Source organism: Streptomyces sp. NPDC056883 (assembly GCF_042788835.1).
In the GTDB taxonomy this organism is placed as follows: Bacteria; Actinomycetota; Actinomycetes; order Streptomycetales; family Streptomycetaceae; genus Streptomyces; species Streptomyces stoeckheimensis.
The window spans coordinates 767,029-788,339 of the sequence record NZ_JBHUBS010000001.1 but is presented as its reverse complement, the minus strand read 5'-3'; the positions used below and the strand labels follow the sequence as shown (position 1 = coordinate 788,339).

Annotated in this window: 23 protein-coding genes; 9 read left to right on the top strand and 14 right to left on the bottom strand. The window is 71.3% G+C overall.

Annotated features, from left to right (window positions below; all coding sequences use genetic code 11):
* Positions 1–137: 137 nt before the first annotated feature.
* The gene (locus ACFRU2_RS03755; protein ID WP_274551343.1) at positions 138–380 is read right to left on the bottom strand and encodes a hypothetical protein; all 243 of its coding nucleotides are present in this window, start codon (positions 378–380) and stop codon (positions 138–140) included.
* A 258-nt stretch (positions 381–638) separates the two neighbouring features.
* Here ACFRU2_RS03755 and ACFRU2_RS03750 point away from each other — a divergent pair, with 258 nt between their 5' ends.
* Both ACFRU2_RS03750 and ACFRU2_RS03745 read left to right on the top strand, forming a co-directional pair.
* Positions 639–1,679, top strand: coding sequence for a vWA domain-containing protein (locus tag ACFRU2_RS03750; RefSeq protein WP_382967176.1), 1,041 nt, complete (start codon positions 639–641; stop codon positions 1,677–1,679).
* Between the two features lie 114 nt (positions 1,680–1,793).
* Entirely contained in the window at positions 1,794–2,732 is a 939-nt protein-coding gene (locus ACFRU2_RS03745; protein WP_382967174.1) for an alpha/beta fold hydrolase, read from the top strand.
* Between the two features lie 9 nt (positions 2,733–2,741).
* On the opposite strand, the gene ACFRU2_RS03740 is transcribed toward ACFRU2_RS03745, so the two are convergent.
* Positions 2,742–3,134: a YciI family protein gene (locus ACFRU2_RS03740; RefSeq protein ID WP_382967172.1), complete on the bottom strand. Its 393-nt coding sequence runs from the start codon at positions 3,132–3,134 to the stop codon at positions 2,742–2,744.
* A gap of 205 nt (positions 3,135–3,339) precedes the next feature.
* Positions 3,340–3,876, bottom strand: coding sequence for a hypothetical protein (locus tag ACFRU2_RS03735; RefSeq protein ID WP_382967171.1), 537 nt, complete (start codon positions 3,874–3,876; stop codon positions 3,340–3,342).
* A 358-nt stretch (positions 3,877–4,234) separates the two neighbouring features.
* Here ACFRU2_RS03735 and ACFRU2_RS03730 point away from each other — a divergent pair, with 358 nt between their 5' ends.
* Together ACFRU2_RS03730 and ACFRU2_RS03725 are read left to right on the top strand one after the other, a co-directional pair.
* The gene (locus ACFRU2_RS03730) at positions 4,235–5,809 is read left to right on the top strand and encodes an MDR family MFS transporter (RefSeq protein WP_382967170.1); all 1,575 of its coding nucleotides are present in this window, start codon (positions 4,235–4,237) and stop codon (positions 5,807–5,809) included.
* A gap of 37 nt (positions 5,810–5,846) precedes the next feature.
* Positions 5,847–6,980 (top strand): FAD-dependent oxidoreductase, encoded by a 1,134-nt coding sequence (locus tag ACFRU2_RS03725; RefSeq protein ID WP_382967168.1) that lies wholly within the window; start codon positions 5,847–5,849, stop codon positions 6,978–6,980.
* 25 nt (positions 6,981–7,005) lie between these two features.
* On the opposite strand, the gene ACFRU2_RS03720 is transcribed toward ACFRU2_RS03725, so the two are convergent.
* On the bottom strand, positions 7,006–7,302 hold the full coding sequence (locus ACFRU2_RS03720; protein ID WP_382967167.1) for a TIGR03618 family F420-dependent PPOX class oxidoreductase: 297 nt from the start codon (positions 7,300–7,302) through the stop codon (positions 7,006–7,008).
* Positions 7,303–7,350: 48 nt separating this feature from the next.
* Here ACFRU2_RS03720 and ACFRU2_RS03715 point away from each other — a divergent pair, with 48 nt between their 5' ends.
* Entirely contained in the window at positions 7,351–7,947 is a 597-nt protein-coding gene (locus ACFRU2_RS03715) for a hypothetical protein (protein WP_382967165.1), read from the top strand.
* Between the two features lie 101 nt (positions 7,948–8,048).
* Here ACFRU2_RS03715 and ACFRU2_RS03710 read toward each other — a convergent pair whose 3' ends face one another.
* The 6 genes from ACFRU2_RS03710 to ACFRU2_RS03685 form a co-directional block, all read right to left on the bottom strand.
* Positions 8,049–8,762 carry an alpha/beta fold hydrolase gene (locus ACFRU2_RS03710; protein WP_382967163.1) on the bottom strand — a complete coding sequence of 238 codons (714 nt, stop codon included), beginning with the start codon at positions 8,760–8,762 and terminating at the stop codon, positions 8,049–8,051.
* A gap of 125 nt (positions 8,763–8,887) precedes the next feature.
* The gene (locus ACFRU2_RS03705; protein WP_382967161.1) at positions 8,888–9,529 is read right to left on the bottom strand and encodes a gamma carbonic anhydrase family protein; all 642 of its coding nucleotides are present in this window, start codon (positions 9,527–9,529) and stop codon (positions 8,888–8,890) included.
* A 91-nt stretch (positions 9,530–9,620) separates the two neighbouring features.
* Complete coding sequence (locus ACFRU2_RS03700) at positions 9,621–11,207, bottom strand: multicopper oxidase family protein (RefSeq protein WP_382967159.1); 1,587 nt, start codon at positions 11,205–11,207, stop codon at positions 9,621–9,623.
* Between the two features lie 81 nt (positions 11,208–11,288).
* A complete protein-coding gene (locus tag ACFRU2_RS03695; RefSeq protein WP_382967157.1) occupies positions 11,289–11,855 on the bottom strand; it encodes a 2'-5' RNA ligase family protein in 567 nt (188 codons plus the stop codon).
* Between the two features lie 59 nt (positions 11,856–11,914).
* Positions 11,915–13,306, bottom strand: coding sequence for a M1 family metallopeptidase (locus ACFRU2_RS03690; RefSeq protein WP_382967155.1), 1,392 nt, complete (start codon positions 13,304–13,306; stop codon positions 11,915–11,917).
* 167 nt (positions 13,307–13,473) lie between these two features.
* Positions 13,474–14,382 carry a LysR family transcriptional regulator gene (locus tag ACFRU2_RS03685; protein ID WP_382967153.1) on the bottom strand — a complete coding sequence of 303 codons (909 nt, stop codon included), beginning with the start codon at positions 14,380–14,382 and terminating at the stop codon, positions 13,474–13,476.
* Between the two features lie 49 nt (positions 14,383–14,431).
* On the opposite strand from ACFRU2_RS03685, the gene ACFRU2_RS03680 reads away from it, so the two are divergent.
* On the top strand, positions 14,432–15,247 hold the full coding sequence (locus ACFRU2_RS03680; RefSeq protein WP_382967151.1) for an NAD(P)-dependent oxidoreductase: 816 nt from the start codon (positions 14,432–14,434) through the stop codon (positions 15,245–15,247).
* A gap of 31 nt (positions 15,248–15,278) precedes the next feature.
* Here the strand turns inward: ACFRU2_RS03680 and ACFRU2_RS03675 are convergent, their stop codons facing one another.
* Positions 15,279–15,947, bottom strand: coding sequence for a lysophospholipid acyltransferase family protein (locus ACFRU2_RS03675; protein WP_382967149.1), 669 nt, complete (start codon positions 15,945–15,947; stop codon positions 15,279–15,281).
* 210 nt (positions 15,948–16,157) lie between these two features.
* On the opposite strand from ACFRU2_RS03675, the gene ACFRU2_RS03670 reads away from it, so the two are divergent.
* Positions 16,158–16,613, top strand: coding sequence for a DUF2809 domain-containing protein (locus tag ACFRU2_RS03670; RefSeq protein WP_382967147.1), 456 nt, complete (start codon positions 16,158–16,160; stop codon positions 16,611–16,613).
* Between the two features lie 41 nt (positions 16,614–16,654).
* Here the strand turns inward: ACFRU2_RS03670 and ACFRU2_RS03665 are convergent, their stop codons facing one another.
* Positions 16,655–16,942, bottom strand: coding sequence for a hypothetical protein (locus tag ACFRU2_RS03665; RefSeq protein ID WP_382967145.1), 288 nt, complete (start codon positions 16,940–16,942; stop codon positions 16,655–16,657).
* A 94-nt stretch (positions 16,943–17,036) separates the two neighbouring features.
* Here ACFRU2_RS03665 and ACFRU2_RS03660 point away from each other — a divergent pair, with 94 nt between their 5' ends.
* Positions 17,037–18,080, top strand: a complete 1,044-nt coding sequence (locus ACFRU2_RS03660) for a helix-turn-helix transcriptional regulator (protein ID WP_382967143.1) — start codon at positions 17,037–17,039, stop codon at positions 18,078–18,080.
* A gap of 50 nt (positions 18,081–18,130) precedes the next feature.
* Here the strand turns inward: ACFRU2_RS03660 and ACFRU2_RS03655 are convergent, their stop codons facing one another.
* Positions 18,131–19,702, bottom strand: a complete 1,572-nt coding sequence (locus tag ACFRU2_RS03655; protein WP_382967141.1) for a serine/threonine-protein kinase — start codon at positions 19,700–19,702, stop codon at positions 18,131–18,133.
* Between the two features lie 97 nt (positions 19,703–19,799).
* A complete protein-coding gene (locus tag ACFRU2_RS03650) occupies positions 19,800–20,534 on the bottom strand; it encodes a DUF4232 domain-containing protein (RefSeq protein ID WP_382967140.1) in 735 nt (244 codons plus the stop codon).
* 315 nt (positions 20,535–20,849) lie between these two features.
* Between ACFRU2_RS03650 and ACFRU2_RS03645 the strand changes: the two genes are divergently transcribed.
* On the top strand, positions 20,850–21,281 hold the full coding sequence (locus tag ACFRU2_RS03645) for a hypothetical protein (protein WP_382967138.1): 432 nt from the start codon (positions 20,850–20,852) through the stop codon (positions 21,279–21,281).
* Positions 21,282–21,311 lie beyond the last annotated feature (30 nt).

Here is a 21,311-nt window from a genome sequence, read left to right as displayed (position 1 = left end):
TTCGGGAAGGGGGGGTGTGTGTGGGGGGGGGAGGTCGTAGGGTTGCGGGGGGGGGGGGACCTGGAGAAGAGGGGGGGGGGGGGGGGGGGGTCCCTCCCCCCCCCCCCCCCCGCTCCGGCTCGGGCCGGATGGTCCTGCTAGGCGCCGAGGTGGGCACCCTTGACCCACTCCGCCTCGCCGTCCTTCGCACAGGTGGAGGTGTAGGCGGGGCCGAAGGGCGCCGGGATGGCGGCCGCGGACGAGCAGTTGGACGAGAAGGCCTTGTGACCGCCCGAGAAGTAGTCGATGTCGACACCGTCGTTGGCCAGGGCCGCGCCGGCGCCGCCCAGCAGGATGCCGGCGGCGAGGACGGAAGCGGTGACGGCAGAGCGAATACGCATTGGTTCCCCTAAGAACTCAAGGATCTGGTGACGCTCCCATGGACGGATGCGTCAGCCGATTCAACGCCCGGCGGAGCCGACAGGAACGACCGTTCACTCGAACGCCACGGGCGAAACGATTCGACACGTCACATGACCCTTCGTACGGCCCTGTTCGGGCCTGGGCGGGGACCCTACGTCGAGGATCGCAGCCATGATCGATTGTCAGTGGCGGGTGAGACGGTAGGAGCATCCAGTCGGAAACGAGGGGGAGCTTCCATGTCCGGAAACCAGAACTACATCAACCACGTCGCTCTTGTGTTGGACGCCAGTTCGTCCATGTCCCACCTGAGCCGCAAGGTCGTCGAGGTCGCCGACCAGCAGATCGCGTACCTGGCCCGCCGGTCGGGCGAACTGGACCAGGAGACCCGCGTCACGGTGTACGTCTTCGCGGACAAGGTGGAGTGCGTCGTCTACGACAAGGACGTGCTGCGGATGCCCTCGCTGAAGCAGCTGTACCGGACCGGTGGGATGACGGCGCTGCTCGCGGCCTCGCTGAAGTCGCAGCGCGAACTGGCGCAGACGGCTCAGCTGTACGGCGACCACAGCTTCCTGACCTTCGTGCTGACCGACGGGCAGGAGAACGCCAGCCACCGCTGCCCGGACGCCCCTGCCCGGAATCAGCGCGACCTGGTGAAGGCCGTGGCCGAGATGATCGAGACGCAGGAGGACAACTGGACGCTGGCCGTCCTCGTACCGGACCAGATGGGCAAGCGCGAGGCCATGCAGTGCGGGTTCCCCAAGGAGAACGTCGCCATCTGGGACGCCACGAGCACGCAGGGTCTGGAGGAGGCCGGGCAGGTCATCAAGGACGCCACCGAGAAGTTCATGGTGGGCCGGGCGAAGGGCATCCGGGGATCGCGGGCCGTGTTCTCCACGGGCGCGGAGGTGGTCAACACGGAGACCATCAAGGCGGCCGGGCTCACTCCGGCGGATCCCTCCGCGTACGAGCTGATCCCGGTGGCCCGCGACGCGGCGATCCGGGAATGGGTCGTCGAATCCGGGCACACCTACCGCACCGGCGGGGCGTTCTACCAGCTGAGCAAGCCCGAGAAGATCCAGGCGAAGAAGCAGATCGCGGTGCTGGAGAAGAAGACGGACCGGGTGTACACGGGGCCGGAGGCCCGGGCGCTGCTCGGACTGCCGGCCGTGGAGGCGCGGGTCAAGCCGGACCACAACGACGAGTTCACGATCTTCGTCCAGAGCACCAGCGTCAACCGGAAGCTCGTGTCGAACACCCGGCTGCTGCTGATGGTCTGACCCCTCCGCCACGCCCGGGTCGTCGCCCCGGTGGCCGGTCCGAAGGCCGGGCTCCGGGCGCCGGGCGCCGGGGCCCGGTTGGCGGGGTGAAAGGGGGCGCGGGAGGCTGGGGGTATGCGATGGCGAGTGCCAGGTGCGGCGGTGGCCGCGGTGGCCGCCGTACTGCTGGTGGCCGCTGCGCCGCCGCCCGGCGGCGATGACACCGAGCAGCGGGTGGACATCGGCGGCGGGCGGAGCCTGTACCTGCACTGCGCGGGCTCGGGGAGCCCGACCGTGGTGCTGATCGCCGGACTGCACGAGGCCTCCGACTCGTGGACCCTGACCGACACCGCACCGCCCGTGCCGAAGACCCCGGCGGTACTGCCGGGTGTCGCGGCCTTCACCCGGGTGTGCACCTACGACCGGCCGGGGACCATCCGCTACACGCAGCCGCCGAAGCTCACCGACCGCAGCACGCCCGTACGGGGCACCCGGGCCGTGGCCTCCATGGTCCAGGACCTGGACCGGGTGCTGACCGCCGGGCGCGTGCCCGGTCCGTACCTGCTGGTGGGGCACTCCTTCGGCGGGATGCTCGCGCTGCGCTACGCGCAGGAGCATCCGGAGCGGACGCGCGGGCTCGTCCTGGTCGACGCGCTGGGGCCGGCGCTGAGGCCCGCGATGGGGGCGGACTGGGCCGCGTACGTGGAAGCGCTGCGGCATCCCGGTACGCCCTTCGACGCCGATCCGGAGTTCGAGCAGGTCGACATCGAGGGCGGGGTCACCGCCATCGACCGCGGCGGGCCGCTGCCCCCGGTTCCCGTCGCGGTACTGAGCAAGACCGCGCCCTTCGCCGTACCGCCCACGATGTCCAAGGATCTCGTGGCGGAGCTGGAGAAGGCCTGGCCCACGGCGCAGCAGGCTCTGGTGGGCTTGCGCCCGCAGACCCCGCACCTGCTGGCGACCGGTAGCGACCACTACGTCCAGCTCCACGACCCCGACCTCACGATCGCGGCGGTCCGCCTCGTCGCGGACCGCGCGTCGCCCCCGCCGGGGACGGCCTCGCCCTCGCCGTAGCGCCGGGCCTCAGGCCTGGGTGGGGTCTCCGGGGATCGGGTGCACTTCGACCGGGTCGTTGCCCGGCTTCCCTCCCGGGCCGGGGCAGGCCGACGCCCGTGCGGCGATCTCCAGGGCCCGGTCCTCGCTCTTGACGTCCACCAGCCAGTACCCGGCCAGGATCTGTCCCTCGTGGGCCGGCCCGTCGGTGACCTGCGGCCGCCCGTCGCTTCCGGCCCGTACCGTCTTGACGAGCGAGGGGCCACCGAGGCCCTGCCCGTCCACCCATTCCCCGGCGGCGGTGATGTCGTCGTTGAGGGCGCCCATGTGGGCGAACATGGCCTTCATGTCGTCCTCGGAGTACGACGACATGATGGCGTCCCACTCGGCGGCAGGCACGTTCATCTGGATCATGTACTTCATGTTCCTCACCCTTCCGGGGCGGCTGCTGGGGTTTCGGTCTTCCACAGGGGTAGACAGCCGGTCGCGGTAAAACTCATCGGTGCTCCCAGCACCAGATCACGAAACCCCGGTGATCGCCCCCAGGGCAGCTCGCCCGAGGGACGCATGACGCACGTCGGCCCCCTTCCTCCGTCGGTCTTCTTCCGCCGTCGGTCCTCTTCTGCCGTCAGTCCTCCTCCGCGTCGGCCAGGGCATCGGTGATCAGGCGGGTCGCGAAGTCGGGGTCGCCGGTCATGCGGTTGATGTACTCCGCGAGCAGGAAGGCCGTGGCCTCGAGCGGATTCATCTCCGCCTCGGTCCAGTCCCCGTACTGCTTGCGCCACAGGTTGGGACTCAGGCCGGTGCCCGCGGCGATGACGAGTCCGGCCATGGTGGGGATGGCCTCGGGGCGCACGCTCCTGGGCATCATCCGCATCGTGGCGACGATGTTCGGCACGACGTACTCGATGACGTCCTTGCCGTGCTCCTCGTGGGCCCTGCGCAGCCAGATCATGAACATGTAGATGAGCGTGCACGCCCCGTCCAGCAGGTCGTCGGCTTCCCTCGGGCCGAGCGACGAGGCGTACTGGTCGATCAGCGCCTGCTGTTCGGGGTCGATCCCGGTCTTGCCGTCGTGAATGCCCTTGAGCCTGGAATCGATCATCAACAGCGCTGCGCCCACATCACCCGCGGGAGCATGCTCGGGGTCGTACTGCGATGCCACGGGATTCCTCCTCAGGTCGCCGTCGCCACGATGGACGGCTCGGCCTTGGTCCGCACAGTAGACGGCCTACAGGACGGCAGCCGCCCGCTTGACCTTCCGTCCCACCCAGGTGCGCTCCTCAAGCCAATATGGCTGCATCATCGGCGACTTGAGGGCCTCGCACACGCGATTCGAGCAGCGGCACTCTCACCCCCAAGGTGCACGAGTTCATAAGTTGAGCGGTTGCACTTAATGAACGGTTGTGGTCTTCTGGGGAAGTGAGACCGGCTGCCGCCCCCGCGCTGCTCCCCGGCTTCGCCTCCTTCCCCTACCTCCCCGTACCTCCTCGCTCTACTACGCCCGAAAGGGGTGATCAGTCATGTCCGCGACCGCATCCCTCCCCTCCCCCGGCCCCACGGCCGTACCCAAAGACGTGCGCTGGGTGTTGCTCGGCGTCATGCTCGCCATGCTGCTGTCGATGCTCGACAACATGGTCGTCAGTACCGCGATGCCCACGATCGTCGGCGACCTGGGCGGCCTGGAGCACATCTCCTGGGTCGTCACCGCCTACACCCTGGTCACGGCCGTCACCACGCCCGTGTGGGGCAAGTTCGGCGACCTCTTCGGCCGCAAGCCCATGTACCTGGCCTCGATCGCCCTCTTCATCGTCGGGTCCGCCCTCTGCGGGACCTCCGGCTCGATGGGCGAGCTGATCGCCTACCGCGTCGTGCAGGGCATCGGCGCCGGGGGCATCGGCGCGGGCGCCTTCGCGCTGATCGGAGCCCTCGTACCGCCGCGCGAGCGGGGCAAGTACCAGGGCATGACCGCCTCCGTCATGGCGATCGGCACCATCGGCGGGCCGCTCCTGGGCGGCTTCGTCACCGGCCACTTCGACTGGCGCTGGGCCTTCTACATCAACCTGCCCATCGGGCTCGTCGCCCTCGTGTGGCTCTGGCTGAAGCTGCAGGTCCCCGCCCGGCGCATCCAGGCGAAGATCGACTGGGCGGGCATCGCCCTGCTGACCCTTTCCATCAGCGCGATCGTCCTGGCCGCGACCTGGGCCGGCAGCACCTACGCATGGGGCTCCTGGCAGATCCTCTCGCTGGGCGCCGCCACGATCGTCGGCCTGGCCCTGTTCGTCCAGGTCGAGAAGCGGGCCAGTGAGCCGCTGCTGCCGCTGAGCGTGTTCACCGCCCACCGCAACTACCCGCTCGCGATGGTCCTGCTCCTGGCCGCCGGTGTGGTCATGTTCGGTGCGGGCCTCTACCTGCCGCTGTTCCAGCAGACGGTCCAGGGCGCCTCGGCCACCAACTCCGGCCTGCTGATGCTCCCGATGATGATCCCCGTCGTGATCGTCTCCACCCTTGCCGGGAAGGTCATGTCCGCCACCGGGAAGTACAAGATGTTCCCCGTCGTCGGCACCCTCTTCCTCACCGCGGGCACGGGCCTGCTGGCCACCATGGACACCCACACCTCATCCCTGCTGACCAGCCTCTCCATGGTCCTCGTCGGCATCGGCCTCGGCTTCACCCTCCAGATGGCCGGCACCATCGCCCAGAACAGCGTCTCCCTGCGCGACATGGGCGCGGCCATGAGCTCGGTCAACCTCTTCCGCACCCTCGGCGGATCCCTCGGCGTCGCCGTCTTCGGCTCGCTGTTCACCCGCGCCGTGCAGCCCCACCTGCCCGCCGGCGCGGAAGCGGACCCGAACGCGTTGCGTGATCTGCCCGTCGGAGCGAAGGACGCCTACCTCGGCGCCTTCGCCACGGGCACCAGCCACATCTTCCTGACGGCCGCGATCCTCTGCGCCCTCGCCTTCCTCGCCGCCGTCTTCGTCATCGAGGTCCCGCTGAAGAAGGCGGGCCCGCCCGTACCCACCGGGGCCACGGAGGTCTCCGGGACCACGGAAGCCTCCGGGACCGCCAAGGCCTCGCCCGCCATCACGGCGGGCTGACAGCGCAGTTCTGCGCGACACGAACGGAGCACCACCCATGACCATCGACCCTTCGCCCCGCATCGCGATCATCGGTGCCGGGCCCGGCGGGCTGACCTGCGCCCGCATCCTCCAGCGGCACGGCATCTTCCCCGCCGTGTACGACCACGAGACCGGGCCGGGAGCCCGCGACCAGGGCGGCACCCTCGACCTCCATGAGGACAACGGCCAGATCGCCCTGCGCGAAGCCGGACTGCTGGAGGAGTTCTTCCGGCTGTCCCGGCCCGAGGGACAGGAAATGCGTCAGCTGGATCCGGCCGGGACACTCCTCTTCCAGCACACCCCTGACGAGGGCGAACGTTTCAAGCCCGAGATCGACCGCGGCCACCTGCGCGACCTCCTCCTGGGCTCGCTGAAGCCCGGTACCGTCCGATGGGGACACACGCTCCGGTCCCTCGACGGGCCCGCGGAGGGCCCGCGCCGGCTCCACTTCGCCGACGGCACCACCATCGAGGCGGACCTCGTCATCGGCGCCGACGGCGCCTGGTCCAGGGTCCGCCGCACCCTCTCTCCGGCCACCCCCCGGTACAGCGGCGTCAGTTTCCTCGAAGCCTGGTTCCACGACGTCGACGACCGGCACGCCGACATCGCCGACCTCGTCGGCCGGGGAAGCGCCGCCGCGGCCGACGGCGACCGGGGCCTGTTCGCGCAGCGCAGCAGCGGCGGTCACATCCGCGCGTACGTCATCCAGCGGGTGCCCGCCGACTGGATCACCGCGAGCGGCCTCACCGTCCAGGACGCCGAAGGCATCCGCGCCCTGCTCCTGGAACGCTACCGCCACTGGTCACCCCGCCTGCGCCGGCTGCTCACCGACAACGACGGGCTCTACGTCGACCGCCCCATCCACGCCCTGCCCGTCCCTCACGTCTGGGACCACCACCCCGCGGTCACCCTGCTGGGCGACGCCGCCCACCTCATGCCCCCGCTCGGCGTCGGCGTCAACCTCGCCATGCTGGACGCCTGCGAGCTCGCCCTCGCCCTGGTGGACAACGACACCGTCGGCGACGCCGTCCGCACCTACGAGGCGACCATGCTGCCCCGCTCGCAGCAGATGCAGCAGCTCCTCGACAACGGCGCCGAGGAACTGCTGTCCACCGAACTCCCGGACTTCGCCACGGCCGAAGGCCGCTGAAGCGGCGGCCGGCCGTGTGCACGCCTCAAACGGAGAAGCCCGTGACCTTCTGCGGGGTCACCCGGACGACCACCCGGAGCACCTCCTCCGGTTCGGCCGGCGGGTCCTCGCCCAGGTACTTCTGCGAGAGCGTGCGCGGCAGCGACTTCTCCGGGTCGTCGATCAGTTCGGCGGTACCGCGGATGTCCACGGACCGGTACGGGTCTTCGGCGTCGAAGACCGTGAGGCTGATCCGTGGATCCCGTAGGAGATTCCGCGCCTTCTGACGCCCGGCCGTCGTGGAGAACAGCACCGTCTCCCCCTCCCGGAGGATCCAGACCACCGAAGTCTGCGGCCCTTAGGCTGCGTGATCCACATCGTTCGGGGGATCATGGATTTCAGCCGGTACCGCAGACCGTCGGCTTTCCTGCTGCTGGCGGCGGCGGTCGTCTTCGCCACCGCGGCCGTTGCCGGATTCGAGTCGGGGGGCGAGGGCGCACTGATCCTGCTGCTCCGGCTCCGAGAGCACCTCTTTCTACTGGGGTGCCTCGCCGTGGCCGCACTGACCGGGGCGGTCCTCTTGGGACTGGCGAAGTCCTCCTCGTTGCGCATGCCCTTGATGACCGCGGTGCTCGTCACCGGCGTTCCCCTGCTGCTCATCGGGGGCTGGGCCTCCGCGGTGTCCGGGGGTTCGGACAGGGTGGTGAGGACCGAATCCTCCCCCGGTCGCAGCGACCGCCACCTGGTCGTGGTGTCACGGAGCGGCTTCCTTGACCCGGTGTGGTGCGTCCATGTGCACCAGGGGCACCCGCCGCGGGAACGCCGATGGGACGTCGGCTGCTTCAACGGCGACGACGAAGACAACTCGCTCAGAGAAGCCGTGTGGACGGCTCCCGACCGGATTCGCATGACCACCGAAGGAGGCGCGGTCCACGAAGTCGCCATCGCCCCAGGGGGCCGGCCCGACCGGGTTGTTTCCGTCGGCTAGGCCGTCTCTTTCGGATCTTGATTCGGAGCGTCCGCGCCCATCAGCACGCGGCGGGAGCCCGGCAGCAGGGTGGCCTTCAGAGGGAACCGCCGCGCGGTGTCTTACTCCACGGCAGCATTGAGGAGAATCTGCGCCAGTTCGCGCGGCTGGGAGAACATCGGCCAATGACCGGTGTCCATCGTGGCCAGCCGCCAGCGCTTGCTGGTCAGCAGCTCGGCCACATCATCGTCGGGCTCGGCGTCATCGGGCTCGGCCCCTGGCATCACGCACAGGATGTATGTCGCCGGAAGTTCACCGAGCGGCCCCGCCAGCACAGCCGGCTCGGTCAGGGTGGCACCTGGGTGAGGCGTCGAGCCACGCACGAGGCGTGCGATCTGCTCATCGGTGAGGCCTTCGCCATCGTAGTGAGCAGCCGGCGCGAGCGGCCAGAACCCTCCGTTCTCGGCGATCGATGACTCCACTGCCGCCCCGCCGTCCGGCCAGGCGGCGACGAACGACTCGCCGTCAGTGGGAACACTTGAGTCGACGAATACCACGCGGGCCAGTCGGTCACCGATCCGCTCCGCGGCCTGACCGACCGGGATGCCCGAGTAGCTGTGACCCACCAGGACTACGTCACGCAGATCCTGGCGTTCCACCTCGGCAACGATGTCCTGGACGTGCGTCGCTTGCCCCGCCGGTACGCCCCGCTTCTCAGCAAGACCGGACAGCGTCAACGGATGGACGCCGTGGCCGGCCGCACGCAGGTACGGCACCACTTCACCCCACGCCCACGCCCCGAGCCGTGCACCTGCAACCAGCACGAAATTCACCATGCCCGCACCGTAACCGGGCAGCCTGACGATCTCCTAGAAGGTGCCTTCGGTACGTAGCGCGCACGCCGGAGTGCGATCCGGACGGTGCGTCACCTCCCCACAGGACATGGGCCGCCGACACGGCGCTAGCCGAGATCCAGAATCTCATCGTCCGCGTGGGCGCCGAACTCGGCGACGCGCACCTCCGCGATGTGCTCGTACCGGCTGATCCGGTCGGTCCACTCCGCGTCGACGCCGAATGCCACCTGCGCGAAGCCGACCTGCCTGACGGCCTCCGCCAGGCCCGGATCGCCCGGGGCCAGCAGCCGCACCGGCGCGTCGAGCGCCACGGTGTGCGGCGGCACGAAGTACTCGTCCGGCAGAACGGTGCGCGCATGGACGAGCGCGCCGACAGCGACAACCGAGCCGGCTCCCAACCGTGCGCACTGCAGGACCGTCGCCGCGGTCGCCACGTAGACGCACCGGCCGACCTCGCATCCCAGCAGCGTGGCGTGCGGCCCCACGAAGACGTGATCGGCGAGAAGCACCGGCTGATCGCCGGCGACCGCAGACCCGCGCAGCACCGCGTTCTCGCAGATCACCGTCGCCTCCCCGACCTCGATCCGTGACCCCTCGGCATCGAGCACCGCGCCGTACATCACCCGCGCCCTCGGCCCCACGCGGACATCACCGACGAGCGTGGCCGTGGGGGCGACGTAGGCGGTGGGATGGACCTGCGGTTCATACCCGCGGTGCCGGATACGGATTCCCTGCGCTTCAGCGATCATGAGCGGATTCTCGCCCGACCGACCGCGAGCATGCTGGCGATTTTCCGACGTCGCGTTCGCCGAGACATGCGCCGGGGCGTTCTCCCCGTGCCTAGTGCTGGTGTGTGCCGGAGGTGGGCGGGAGCTTGGGGGGTGGTGTCGGCTGGCCCGGGTTCACCACCGTGAACTGACCCATCATGCCCTCGTCCTCGTGGTAGAGGAGGTGGCAGTGGTACATGTACGGGGTGTTCGGGTCTGCGGGGCCCTCGAAGCGCAGGGCTATGCGGACCGTCGTACCGGACGGGATGAACACGGTGTCCTTCGGGCCGCGCAACGGCGGCGGCGGGGCTGCGCCGTTGATGTCGAGGACGCGGAACTGGACGTCGTGGACGTGGAAGTTGTGCGGCATCCCGTCGTCGTTGCGGAGGGTCCAGGTCTCGGTCGTGCCGCGGGTGACCGTCTCGTCCACGCGGGACATGTCCATCTTCCGGCCGTTGATGCCGGACATCTTGAGCTCGAAGAAGCGGCCGCGTACCGAGTCCTCGCCGGTGGGGAGGGTCGAGGCCACCAGCGCCTGCGGCAGCTCGGCCGACGGTCGCAGGGTGGGCGCCCCGCGCAGCTGCATCACGTCGAAGGAGTCGTCGCCGCCCCCGAAGCGCTGGTTCCAGAAGTCCAGGCCGGCGTCCAGGGGGTGGGAGCGCAGGACAGTCCGCTCGCCCGGCTGTACGCGTACGACGATCTCCGCGCGCTCCCCCGGCGACAGGCGCAGGCGGACGGTCGTGTGCGGGGCTTCGAGGAGGCCGCCGTCCGAGGCGATCTGCCGGAACTCCCGGTCGTCGTCGAAGCCGAAGGTGTAGACGCGGGCGGTGGAGGCGTTCAGCAGGCGCAGCCGGACCAGTTCGTCCTGCACGGTGACGTACGGGTCCAGCGTGCCGTTGACCATCGTCCGGTCGCCGAGGAAGCCGACGTTGCGCATCAGCTTGTGGCCGTGGTCGAACCTCGCGCCGTCGAAGGACACGTCCTGGACGATGACCGGTATGTCGTCGACCCCGTAGGTCCTGGGCAGGGGCAGGGCCGTCGACTGCGGGTCGTCGAGGAGGAACAGGCCGGCGAGGCCGCGCTGCACGTGTGACTCGGTCGCGCCGTGCGGGTGCGGGTGGTACCAGAGAGTCGAGGCGGGCTGCTCGATCGTCCACTCGGGGGCCCAACTGCCGCCCGCCGGCACCATCTGGTGCGGGCCGCCGTCCATCGCGGCGGGCAGGTGCATGCCGTGCCAGTGGACGGACGAGGCCTCCGGAAGGGCGTTGGCCACCTTCACCCGGACCTTCTCCCCCTTCGCCGCACGGAGGGTGGGGCCGAGGTGGCTCCCGTTGAACCCCCAGGTGGGGGTCTTGGTCCCCGGGGTGAACTCGGTTTCTCCGGTCTGCATCCGCAGGTCGAAGACGCGCGTTCCGTCGGCTTCGACGGTGGACTCCGCGAGGGGTGGCACGGCGAGGGCGTTGCGGAAGTCCACCGCCCCGACCGTGGACACCTTGGCTCCCGTGTAGAGCCACGTGAACAGCGCTCCGATGACCAAGGCAAAGGTCGCGACGAGCGAGCCGAGGATCAGCAACGCCCGCTTCCACGGCGACATCCGGCGCTTGACGCCGGTCGCGGCCCCGTTCCCGGTCCCGGCCCCGTTCTTCCCGTTTCTCGACATGGCAACGACGCTACGGACGGCGCTCGCGCCGGACATCGGGGACCGACCCGGGGCCGCCCCCGAGACCGCCCCCGAGAGGGTTCAGGGGCGGTCTCGGGGGCGAGGGGCGGGGCCTCCGAGTGCGAAGGAGGCCCGCGCCTGCCACGTGGTTCCGTCGTGGACCAGCAGCTCCACCGAGGAGACGTGGGAGGTGAACGGGAGCCTGCCCTCGAGGTCGGACTCGATCTCCTCCAGGACCGCGTCCTCCTGGCCTTGGGCGATGGTGAGGTGCGGCACGATCTCGGCGAAACGGCCGCCGTACGGCGGAGCCTCGGGCCAGCGGGCGGCGATCGCCTCCGTGAGCCGGATCAGCTGCGCAGCGGGCTCCGGAACGAGGTACAAGACCTCCGGGAGCCGTCCGCACCTCTCGAACCGCAGGTCGAAGGGCTGATGACGGCGCAGCACGTCCTCGAGGGCAGCGTGGACGAGCGGATCGATCCGGCTCTCCTCCAGGAACGGGAAGAGCACGGTGACGTGCGCGGGAACCCCGGCCCGGGCCGAAGGGTCGAGCCGCTCGCGCCATCCGCGGACGGCCGGCTCCGCCTCCGGGATCCTGACGACGAGGCCCGTCTGACCCGGCTGGAACGTGCTGCTGCTGTCATCTGCCATGACACGACAGGGTGCCACGGGAGGATCCGCGCGCGCCCGGGGGTTTGGGGCGGACCCGGTCAGTGGATCCTGTGTTCCGTCCAGAAGGGGGTGAGGTCCTGGGACGTTGCCGCCTGGGCCGCGCCCTTGAAGTCCTTGGTGGTGGAGACGCCCAGCCAGTGGTCGCGGACGTAGTCGCGCAGCATGGCCGTCATCGCCGGTGCGCCCAGGGTGCGTTCCAGGTCGCTCAGGGCGCAGGAGCCGCGGTGGTAGACGACCCGGCTGAACTCCGAGCGGTGGCCGTTCGCGTAGTAGGCCATGGAGTTGGTGAGGGCGGCCGTGTCGCTGGGCCAGGCGCCCAGGTCCTCCCAGCACGTGGTGGTGTCGTCGCCGTAGTAGGTCCGGTTCGCGTACTGGGCGAAGGATTCGTCCAGCCAGGGTGAGGTGAACTGGTCGTTGCCCACGATGCCGTAGAACCACTGATGGGCGATCTCGTGGACGACGGCCGACCCTTCCGGTTCGGTCCAGAGCAGGACGAGACCCGGGAACTCCATGCTGCCGAAGTCGTCGAGGTTGTCGCTCATGACGAGGTCGAGCTCACCGTACGGGTAGCGCCCGAAGCGCTTCCCGAACGCGTCGACCGAGCCCACGGCGTCCTTCAGATCGGTGGCCACGCCCTCCGGAGAGGTGGCGGCGGTCCAGTACGCGTTCAGCCGTACTCCGCCCGGCGTGGTCACCGTCTTCGACAGGAAGGGGCCCGCGGCCCACGCGAAGTCCCGTACCCCGTGCGCGACGCTGGTGGTGACCGTGCGGCCGGGTGCGCCGGCCCGGCGCGTGGTGGTGCCGGTCGCGGGGACGACGAGCGCACCGGGGTGGTCGAGGACGACGCGGAAGTCGCCGGTCAGGGTGTAGAAGCTCTCGCCGAAGCCGACGTCGGGGTCGAGGTGGCGGCCCTGGGCGTCGCGTACGGACAGCAGGGGCAGTGCGTTGCCCAGGTAGCGGTGCGCGCCGTCCTTGCCGAAGCGGTGGACGCGGTCCGGGACGGTGATGTCCACGTCGAGGGAGATGCTGGTCCGCGCCCCGTGCGGGAGCGGCGCGGGCAGGTCGATCTGCAGGGCGGTGCAGCCGACGGTGAGCGGTCGCGGGGTGCCTCCGGTGACCCTGCCCACCCGGACCGGGGACGGCGCCCCGGGAGTTCCGCAGCCGTCGGTGCCGTTGCCCCACAGCCGGACGTCGATCGACCGCAGCGGAGTACGGGCGGAGTTGCGGAACGTGACCGTCTGGCGGCCGGTCCAGTGGGAGCCGTCGGTGTCGCTGCGCAGCGACACCTCGTAGGAGGGGCGGTCGGGCGTCGCCGCGGACGCGGAGGCCGCGGGGTCCGGAGGGGTCTGGGCCGCGACGGTCTGCGGGGCACAGAGCATGACGGATGCGAGGGCGAGCAGCAGGGCCCGCCTGAACCTGAGCGAGATCATGCGCGGCACGCTAGAACGTCCGTACGGCCGGACGGGCGAGTTCCAGGGCACTCGCCGCCGGCATCCCTTCAAGGAGGTGCCCCGTGTGGGGCCCGGAGGCGTACGGAGGCACCAACGCGGCGACTGTGCAGTGCCGTTGGGCTGCCGGGGGTGAAGGTGTTCTCCGTTCAGACGGTCAACTCGGCGGCCACGGAGCGCAGGAGCGCGAGGAAGGCGGTCGTCGCAGGCGAGGGGGCCGAGCCGCGCGGGGTCGCCGCGTACACCTCGCGGCGCGGGGAGTCCTCCGCGCGCAGCGGGACCAGGGCGATGTCCGCACGGGCCGATGAGGCCGCCAGCTCGGGCACGAGGGTCACCCCCAGGCCTGCCGCCACGAAGCCCTGTTTCGCGATCCAGTCGGCGGCCAGGAAGCCCATCCGGGGCTGGAATCCCCGGGCCAGGGCGCCCGCCATGAGGGTTTCCTCGGGGCGGCTGCTCGCTGCGATCCATTCCTCCCCGGCGAAGTCGGCCAGCCGCGCAGAACGCCGCCCGGCCAGCGCGTGGCCGCGGGGCACCGCGACGTACATCCGCTCGTCCAGCAGGTGGTGCAGTTCGCACCCCTCCAGCGGCTGCCCGCAGGCCGTCCCGACCACTCCGAGATCCAGCTCCCCGGCGGCCAGCAGGGCCAACTGCCGGGCGGATCCGCCCTCGGTGCGGGTGACGCGCACGGCGGGGTGCCGGGCCCTGAACGCCGCGAGGGTGCGGGGCAGCAGGGCGGCGTCGGCCGTGGAGAACGCGCCGATCCGCAGGCGGCCCCCGTCCAGGGCCCGCAGCGCGTCCAGTTCGGCGCGGGCGGCGCGCAGCCGCTCGTCGACCGCCTCGGCGTGCGGCAGCAGCGCCCGGCCGGCCTCGGTGAGCCGCACCCCGCGCGGCAGCCGGTCGAACAGCGGGGTGCCCCACTCCTCCTCCAGGGTCTGCACCTGACGGGACACCGCGGACTGGGTGTAGCCCAGGACTTGGGCGGCGGCGGTGAAGGAGCCGTGGCGCGCCACGCTGCGGAACACCTCGTAGAGCTCATGCGGGATCGGCATGGGAGCCATGCTATTCATTCGCTTGTCGCATGGGTCGGGCGGACCTAGCGTCGGGGCCATGAACACCACAGCGGACGACGCGCCGCGCATCGCCTTCCTCGGTCTGGGCAGCATGGGCGCCCCGATGGCCCGCCGACTGCTCGCCGCCGGACACCAGGTGACCGTCTGGAACCGCACCGCCGGCAAGACCCGTGCGCTCGCCGAGGCCGGCGCGGTCCCGGCCGCGAGCCCCGCCGAGGCCGTCCGCGAGGCGGACCTCGTGATCACGATGCTCGCCGATCCGGCGGCCCTGCGCGCCGTCGCGGAGGACCTGCTGCCCGCCGTGCGCCCCGGTACGCACTGGATCGACACCTCGACCGTCGGCCCGCGGGCGGTACGGGACCTGACGGAACGGCTGCCTTCGGGGGTGCTGCTGACCGACGCCCCGGTCATGGGCAGCGTGGACCGGGCCGCCTCCGGCGAGCTGTGGGTGCTGGCCGGGGGCCCGCTGCCCGACCCCGTCCGCCGGGTCCTGAACACCCTGGGCGAGGTGACCGAGTGCGGTCCGGCGGGCTCCGGTGCCGCGCTCAAGCTGGTCCTGATCAACGCGGCCATCGGCGGGGTCGCCCTGGTCACCGAAGCCCTGGAGCTCGGCTCCGCGCTGGGCCTTCCGGAAGACCTGCTGCGCTCGGAGCTGGCCCGCGGGCCCCTGGCCGGTGCGGTGGCCCGGGCCTACGCCGAGGGGTCCCACTTCCCCGTGGCGCTGGCCGCCAAGGACGTGGCCCTGGCTCGCGGCCACGCCGAGCTGCCGGTCCTGGACGCGGTGCACGGCGCCCTGACGGCCCGTCCCGAACTCGCGGCCCGTGACCTGGCGGCCCTGCGCCCGGTCCGCTGACCGGCCCGGCGGAGCCGATGCACCGCGCGGCCTACGGCGTGCCTGCGCCGACACCGACGCCGGCGAGCCCGGACAGTGCGGTGTGCCAGGCCGAGGTGACCGCCCCGTGGGCCGCGGCCGTCGCCTCGGGGAGCCCGTCGGGCAGGAACAGGGGCGCGCCCACGTGCACATGGACCCGCGGCCGGCGGACCGGGGCCGTGAGGACTCCGGCGAGCTGTTTGGCCGTCGTACCGGAGCTCACCCGGCGGGCGCCCGCCTGGCCGACGGGGCGGACGGGTGCTCCGGTGGCCAGGGCGAGGCGGGCCAGGCCGCTGCGGAAGGGCAGGGGCGCGGCTTCCCCCGAGTCGCGCCGGGCGGGGATCCCGCCTTCCCCGTACATCAGCACGCACCGCCCCGCCGCCAGTGCCCGGGCGGCATCGGAGAGCGAACCGGCCGCGCGGGCCGTTCCCCGGTGGACCGGGATGTGCCCTCCGCGGGCGAGCGCCCCGCCGAGCACCGGGATCCGCCAGAGCCCGGCCGTGGCCATGATCACCGGCTCGACGCCGAGCCGGCGCAGGGCGGCGACCACGACGACGGGGTCGGCCAGGCTGGTGTGGTTGGCGGCCAGGATGGTCCCGCCGACGACGGGGCCCGACGTGTCCGCGGAGACGGTCAACCGCCCGAACACCGGGGCCAGGGCGGCGGCGACGTGGCTGATCATGGAATCGAACCTCCGGGACGGGGTGTGCGGTCTTCGTACCTCCAGCGTGTCGGCCGCCGCCCGGTCCGGCATGAGTCGCCCTACTCAACCCGCCTGGGTACGCAGCGCACGTACCCCCTCCTCTCCGCTCCGCGACCGAAGCGGGAGCCGGAGCCGGAGCCGCGCGGGAGCCGGGGAGGGCGGGCGTCGGCCGTCTGGCAGTCTGGGCCCATGACCGCCTACGTGCCTGCGAGCCGCGCCCGTACCGGACCCGGCCGGGCCCGTACCCGGGCCCGGACCCGTCTCGCGGCGGCCGGAGCGGTGGTCGTGACCGTCGGCGCGGGGCTGGGGCTACGGGCCGTGGCGACGGGGAGCCCGGCCAAGTACGGCGGAGACGCGCTGTACACCGTACTGATCTTCGCCCTCATCGTGCTGGCCCTGCCACGGGTGACGGCCCTGCGGGCGGCCGCCGGCGCTCTCGCGGTGAGTTGGGTGGTGGAGTTCCTCCAGCTGACCGGGATACCGGCGGAGCTGTCGCGGCACAGTGGGCTCGCCCGGCTCGTCCTCGGGTCCACCTTCAACCCGCCCGACCTGCTCTGGTACGCGGTCGGCGCGGCCGCCTGCTGGCTCGGCCACACCGCGGTGCGGCGCCTCTCGGCGCGGCAAGGTCCGAAGGAAACCACCTAGGCAGTCTCCTTCGGACCTTGCCGACCAGACCCGCGCCCGATTCACAGCTCTTCGTCCGTCTCGAGGATCCGGGTCTGCGGGAGCCCGGCCAGTGCCGGCGCATTGTCCGGCGAGGACCACACCCGGGCCTGGAGGAAGCCGAGGAACCGTTCCGCCTGGTCCGCGGTGTCGAAGTCGAGGCCGACGATCACGTACGCCGGGTCGTCGACCGGGCGCTGGACCCGATGCCGCCGTACGCCCGCTTCCTTCCGCATGGGCGCGAACCGGTCGAACGCGCTCTTCCACACGGTGAAATCGGTGATCGGGTGCTCGATGTGCAGAGTGAACATGACGCCTCCATGGTCCGGTGCCTCCATGCTGGGCAATGGTCAGGGTCTCGGCACATCCCAAATATGTGGGGAATGGCGCTATAACCTCGAAGCCATGGCCGACTCTGCCGCGTACGCGCGGTCACACGCGCGTGTCGTCCGCCTCTGCGAGGCCGTCGGCGACTCTCGTGACCTGCGTCTTCGCCTCCTCGACGAGCTGCGCGCAACCGTCGGGTTCGACGCGTACGCGTTCTTGCTCACCGACCCGGAGACCTCGGTGGGCTGCGCGCCGATCGCGGATTTCCCGGACCTTTCCGAGCTGCCGCGGCTGATCCGCCTCAAGTACCTGACCGAGGTCAACCGCTGGACGGCGCTGGAGGGCGTCGCCCTGCTGAGCGAGCACCAGGGTCCCTCGCGCAGCCTGCTGTGGCGCGAACTGCTGAGCGGCTACGGGGTGCGGGATGTCGCCTCGATGGTGTTCAGGGACCGCTTCGGCTGCTGGGGCTTCCTCGACCTGCACCGGTACGACCGGGACTTCACCCGTGCGGAGGCCTCGTACCTGGCCTGCCTCACCGAACCGGTGACCGCGGGGCTGCGCCGCAGCCAGGCCAAGACCTTCGTCGTACGGCCGCCCGACGCGCCGCGCCCGGGTCCTTTGGTCCTGCTGCTCTCGCACGACCTGCAGGTACTCGGCCAGACTCCGGAAACGCACGCCTACCTCAGCGTGTTGGTGCCGCCCGAGCGCGGCCGCCCGCCGGTCCCCGCAAGTGCCTACAACGTCGCCGCCCAGCTACTGGCCGTCGAGGCAGGAGTCGACACGAACCCTCCGCGCGCCCGAGTCCACCTGACGGACGGCCTGTGGATGACCCTGCGCGCCGCCCGGATCGGCGACGCGGATCCAGCGGACCGCCGCGATATCGCCGTCACCATCGAGGAATGCTCACCGGCCGAGCGGCTCGCCGCCTTCACCAGGGCATTCGCCCTGAGCGCCCGTGAGGCCGAACTGCTCGGCCACCTGGCGAAGGGCGGCGACAGCCGCACCGTGGCCGATCAGATGTACCTCACCAAGAACACCGTGCAGGACCACCTCAAGTCGATCTTCGCCAAGACTTCGACGAACAACCGCAGGATGCTGCTCACCCGCGCACTCGGAGCCTGAGCCGAGCAGGTGCCGGGCGGCGCTGGTCAGGCAGGATCCGAAAGAGACGCCTAGTGGCTGCGGGTCAGGTTCTCGGGCGCGCCCGCGGACTGGGCCCCTTCGGTCTCCAGGGTCAGCCGGTCGGGCTCCGCCAGGGTCAGCACGTAGAGGTTGCCCTTCGGACAGTCGAAGGTGGCCGCGGGGTCGGTCGGATGGCTGGTCACCGCCGCGAAGACCGCCCTGTCCGCGCTCGTCTGCCGTAGTTCCAGGGCCTCCGTGCACCCCAGGTTCCGCCCGGAGGCGGTCTCCTTCACCTCGCTGACCTGCCGACCCACGAGGTCGCCGACGGAGCCCGCGTTCAGCGTGACCGTGACGGTGAACTCGCCCGTCCTGGCCCGTGTGATTCCGTCCGCGTCGGGGGTTCCGGGTCCGGTGCCGGTCCACGTGCCGACCCACGACCGCGGCATCGCCGACGCGGAGGCTGAAGCGGAGGTGGAGGCGGAAGCGGACGGGGTTGCCGGTCCGCGAGCGTCCCCATCGCCGTCCCCGTCCCCGCCCCACGGCATCTTGATCACGAGGGTGGCCGCGACGACGAGGACGGCGGCACCGACCGCCCCCGCCACCCAGGACACCCGTCGCCTCCCGGCGGGAAGGGGAGAGGGCAGGGGCGGGGTCGCCGCGAACGCCGAGGGCGGCGCCGAGGGCGCCGGGGGTACGTGGACGGGCACGGGCGGCGGCTGGGAGGCCGCCAGGATGCCCTGGAGCACGGCCTCCCGGCTGCCTACGTCCGCCGCGAGCGCAGGCGGTACCGCCCCGCTCCACTCCGGCCCTGCCGCGCCGATCCGGGTCAGCACCTCGTCGGCGGTCGGGCGCTCCTGCGGATCCTTGGCCAGGCACGCGCCGAGCAGCGGGCGGAGCCCGTCCGGAACTCCGTCCACGGCCGGCTCGTCGTGCACGATCCGGTAGAGGAGGCCGGGGAGTTCGAGCTCCTCGCCGGCGGCCAGGAAGGGGCTGCGCCCGGTGGCCGCGTAGACGAGTACCGCGGCGAGCGAGAACACGTCGGCCGGGGCCTCGGCCACGGCTCCGGTCGCCTGCTCCGGCGCGAGGAACCCGGGTGTGCCGATGACGGCTCCCGTCCGGGTGTGGCGCGGGTCGTGCACGGCACGTGCGATGCCGAAGTCGATGAGGAAGGGCCGCTCCCGGCCGAGCAGCACGTTCCCCGGCTTGATGTCGCGGTGCACCACGCCCGCCGCCCGTACGGCCACGAGCGCGGCCGACAGTTCCCGGGCCAGGCTCCACACGGCCGGGCCGGTCAGCGGCCCGTGCCGGTGCACCCACTCGCCCAGGGAGGGCGCGGCGACGTACTCCGTGGCGAGCCACTGCGGGGACGCCCCCGGAGCACTGAAATCCACCACCGAGACCGTCCACGCGGAACGTACGCGGTCGTTGGCGCGTATCTCCCGCGTGAAGCGGTCGGCGAAGTCGGGGTCCCGGCTCAGTTCCCGGTGGACGGTCTTGAGGGCCAGCGGCCGGCCGGACGCCGTCCGGGCCAGGAAGACCTCGCCCATGCCGCCTTCGCCGAGCCGCGCCAGCAGGCGGTACCCGCCGATCTCCGGCGGGTCGCCGGGCCGCAGTGACTCCACCGACTCCCCCTGTCCACAAGGCCGTTGTCCGCACGCGCGGAGCGCGGCGGACCGGCCGGTGGAGTCACCTTAGAGGACGGCCCGGAGGGCCGGACGGTCAGGACGACATGATGAAGCGCAGGGCCAGGCCCGAGGCGGTCATCCAGTGGGTGACCTTCGCGAAGTCGTTGTAGTAGACCGTGTCGACGCCGGGCAGGGCGACCTTGATCGGGTCTCCCTTCTTGCTCCCGGCCGTGGTGTCCTGGAGCTGGACGGTCATGGTCTTCGTCGGGGCCTCGTCCATGGGGCCGTTCAGGAGCAGTGCGGCGTACGTCTGCTTGCCCGGGGCGATGGTGTCGTACGGCGTCCCGGGCGTCGGGGCGCTCTCCTTGATCTCGGGAACCAGGCGCTGGGCGCCGCCGAGCTGGACCTGGGGATAGCGGTAGACCTTGCACGCCTTCTGGCTGGTGTTGGTGAGGGTGAGGAGGATGTGCCGGACGCCCTTGCTGATCTCGTCCTCGGTGCTGGAGGTGATCGAGACGTCGCCCGGGGCGCAGACGGCGACGGCTCCGCCGCCGCTGCCGCCGCTGCCGGTCGGTGCCGGGCTCGGCTTCGCCGAGGGCGTGTCGCCGGGCTTCGGCGTGCTCGGGGAGCCGGTGTCGCCCGGCGTGCTCGACGGGCTCGTCGCGCTCGGGCTGCTCGGGTTGCTCGGCTTGGCCGTGGGCTTGCCGTCGTCCGGCCCGTCGCCCCCGCTCGGCGAGCACGCCGCGGACGCGAGCAGTGCGGTGACCGTGGCGGCCCCGATGACGTAGGACTTCCAGCCTCTGCGACTCGTGCGGGCAGCAGTGTTCATGGTGTTCCCCCGTTGGCGGCCCTGGGCGGCCGCTGTCGACTCCCGATGGTGAACGCAGACCGCGATGGCTCCGAGGAGTTCGACGGCGGGCGGTCGTGGCTCCCACCTGCTCCTCACCGGCGTCCCCGCCGGCCTGCACTAGCGGATTTCCCACCTCACGGGGATCCCAGACGCCTGTTACACAGCAGGGACAAGAACGGCACGCTTCGGTCAGATGACCGGCCGGCCGGGGCGTCCGAAGCCCCTGCGCAGGGGGCGGTTGACCTCCGCTCGATTGGCATGTATATGATCTTTCCCTTCGGACGGGGGAGCATCATGTCAGGGGAATTCGCGCAGGAGTGGGAGCGTGAGCGCGCGGGCGTCACGGACCACGACGTGGCCGTGCGCTTGAACGGCGCGCCCACGGGGCCGTTCGCTCCGGGCGGGTCCGGTGACTTCGCCTCGACGCCCGCCGAGAAGCAGGCCGCGGCGAACACCATCGAGACCGAGCTGGAGCCGAACACCAAGAAGGCCTCCGAGCACGCGGACGATGCCACCAGCACGGCCCAGAAGGGCTTCGAGGGCTGGGACACGGCCGGCGGCCTGAAGAAGGTGTCGGACACCTGGGACCAGCAGGTGAGGACCTTGATGGGCCGCCTGTCCTCCGAGAAGGGGGCGCTGCGCGGGGCCTCGGGGCTCTTCGTGCGCAACGACACCGGGCTGGGCAACCAGTTCCTGGCGTCCGGCTCGAAGCTGAACGGTCTGTAGGGGGCTGCGGTGCTGACGTATCACGAGGTC

Excerpts from the sequence above, each read along its gene's own strand:
- ACFRU2_RS03730 (WP_382967170.1), top strand. The coding sequence starts at position 4,235 with ATGTCCGCGACCGCATCCCTCCCCTCCCCCGGCCCCACGGCCGTACCC.
- ACFRU2_RS03690 (WP_382967155.1), bottom strand. The coding sequence starts at position 13,306 with ATGATCTCGCTCAGGTTCAGGCGGGCCCTGCTGCTCGCCCTCGCATCC.
- ACFRU2_RS03695 (WP_382967157.1), bottom strand. The coding sequence starts at position 11,855 with ATGGCAGATGACAGCAGCAGCACGTTCCAGCCGGGTCAGACGGGCCTC.
- ACFRU2_RS03670 (WP_382967147.1), top strand. The coding sequence starts at position 16,158 with ATGACCGCCTACGTGCCTGCGAGCCGCGCCCGTACCGGACCCGGCCGG.
- ACFRU2_RS03725 (WP_382967168.1), top strand. The coding sequence starts at position 5,847 with ATGACCATCGACCCTTCGCCCCGCATCGCGATCATCGGTGCCGGGCCC.
- ACFRU2_RS03715 (WP_382967165.1), top strand. The coding sequence starts at position 7,351 with ATGGATTTCAGCCGGTACCGCAGACCGTCGGCTTTCCTGCTGCTGGCG.
- ACFRU2_RS03700 (WP_382967159.1), bottom strand. The coding sequence starts at position 11,207 with ATGTCGAGAAACGGGAAGAACGGGGCCGGGACCGGGAACGGGGCCGCG.
- ACFRU2_RS03755 (WP_274551343.1), bottom strand. The coding sequence starts at position 380 with ATGCGTATTCGCTCTGCCGTCACCGCTTCCGTCCTCGCCGCCGGCATC.
- ACFRU2_RS03705 (WP_382967161.1), bottom strand. The coding sequence starts at position 9,529 with ATGATCGCTGAAGCGCAGGGAATCCGTATCCGGCACCGCGGGTATGAA.
- ACFRU2_RS03645 (WP_382967138.1), top strand. The coding sequence starts at position 20,850 with ATGTCAGGGGAATTCGCGCAGGAGTGGGAGCGTGAGCGCGCGGGCGTC.
- ACFRU2_RS03675 (WP_382967149.1), bottom strand. The coding sequence starts at position 15,947 with ATGATCAGCCACGTCGCCGCCGCCCTGGCCCCGGTGTTCGGGCGGTTG.
- ACFRU2_RS03740 (WP_382967172.1), bottom strand. The coding sequence starts at position 3,134 with ATGAAGTACATGATCCAGATGAACGTGCCTGCCGCCGAGTGGGACGCC.
- ACFRU2_RS03685 (WP_382967153.1), bottom strand. The coding sequence starts at position 14,382 with ATGGCTCCCATGCCGATCCCGCATGAGCTCTACGAGGTGTTCCGCAGC.
- ACFRU2_RS03680 (WP_382967151.1), top strand. The coding sequence starts at position 14,432 with ATGAACACCACAGCGGACGACGCGCCGCGCATCGCCTTCCTCGGTCTG.
- ACFRU2_RS03650 (WP_382967140.1), bottom strand. The coding sequence starts at position 20,534 with ATGAACACTGCTGCCCGCACGAGTCGCAGAGGCTGGAAGTCCTACGTC.
- ACFRU2_RS03660 (WP_382967143.1), top strand. The coding sequence starts at position 17,037 with ATGGCCGACTCTGCCGCGTACGCGCGGTCACACGCGCGTGTCGTCCGC.
- ACFRU2_RS03665 (WP_382967145.1), bottom strand. The coding sequence starts at position 16,942 with ATGTTCACTCTGCACATCGAGCACCCGATCACCGATTTCACCGTGTGG.
- ACFRU2_RS03745 (WP_382967174.1), top strand. The coding sequence starts at position 1,794 with ATGCGATGGCGAGTGCCAGGTGCGGCGGTGGCCGCGGTGGCCGCCGTA.
- ACFRU2_RS03750 (WP_382967176.1), top strand. The coding sequence starts at position 639 with ATGTCCGGAAACCAGAACTACATCAACCACGTCGCTCTTGTGTTGGAC.
- ACFRU2_RS03710 (WP_382967163.1), bottom strand. The coding sequence starts at position 8,762 with ATGGTGAATTTCGTGCTGGTTGCAGGTGCACGGCTCGGGGCGTGGGCG.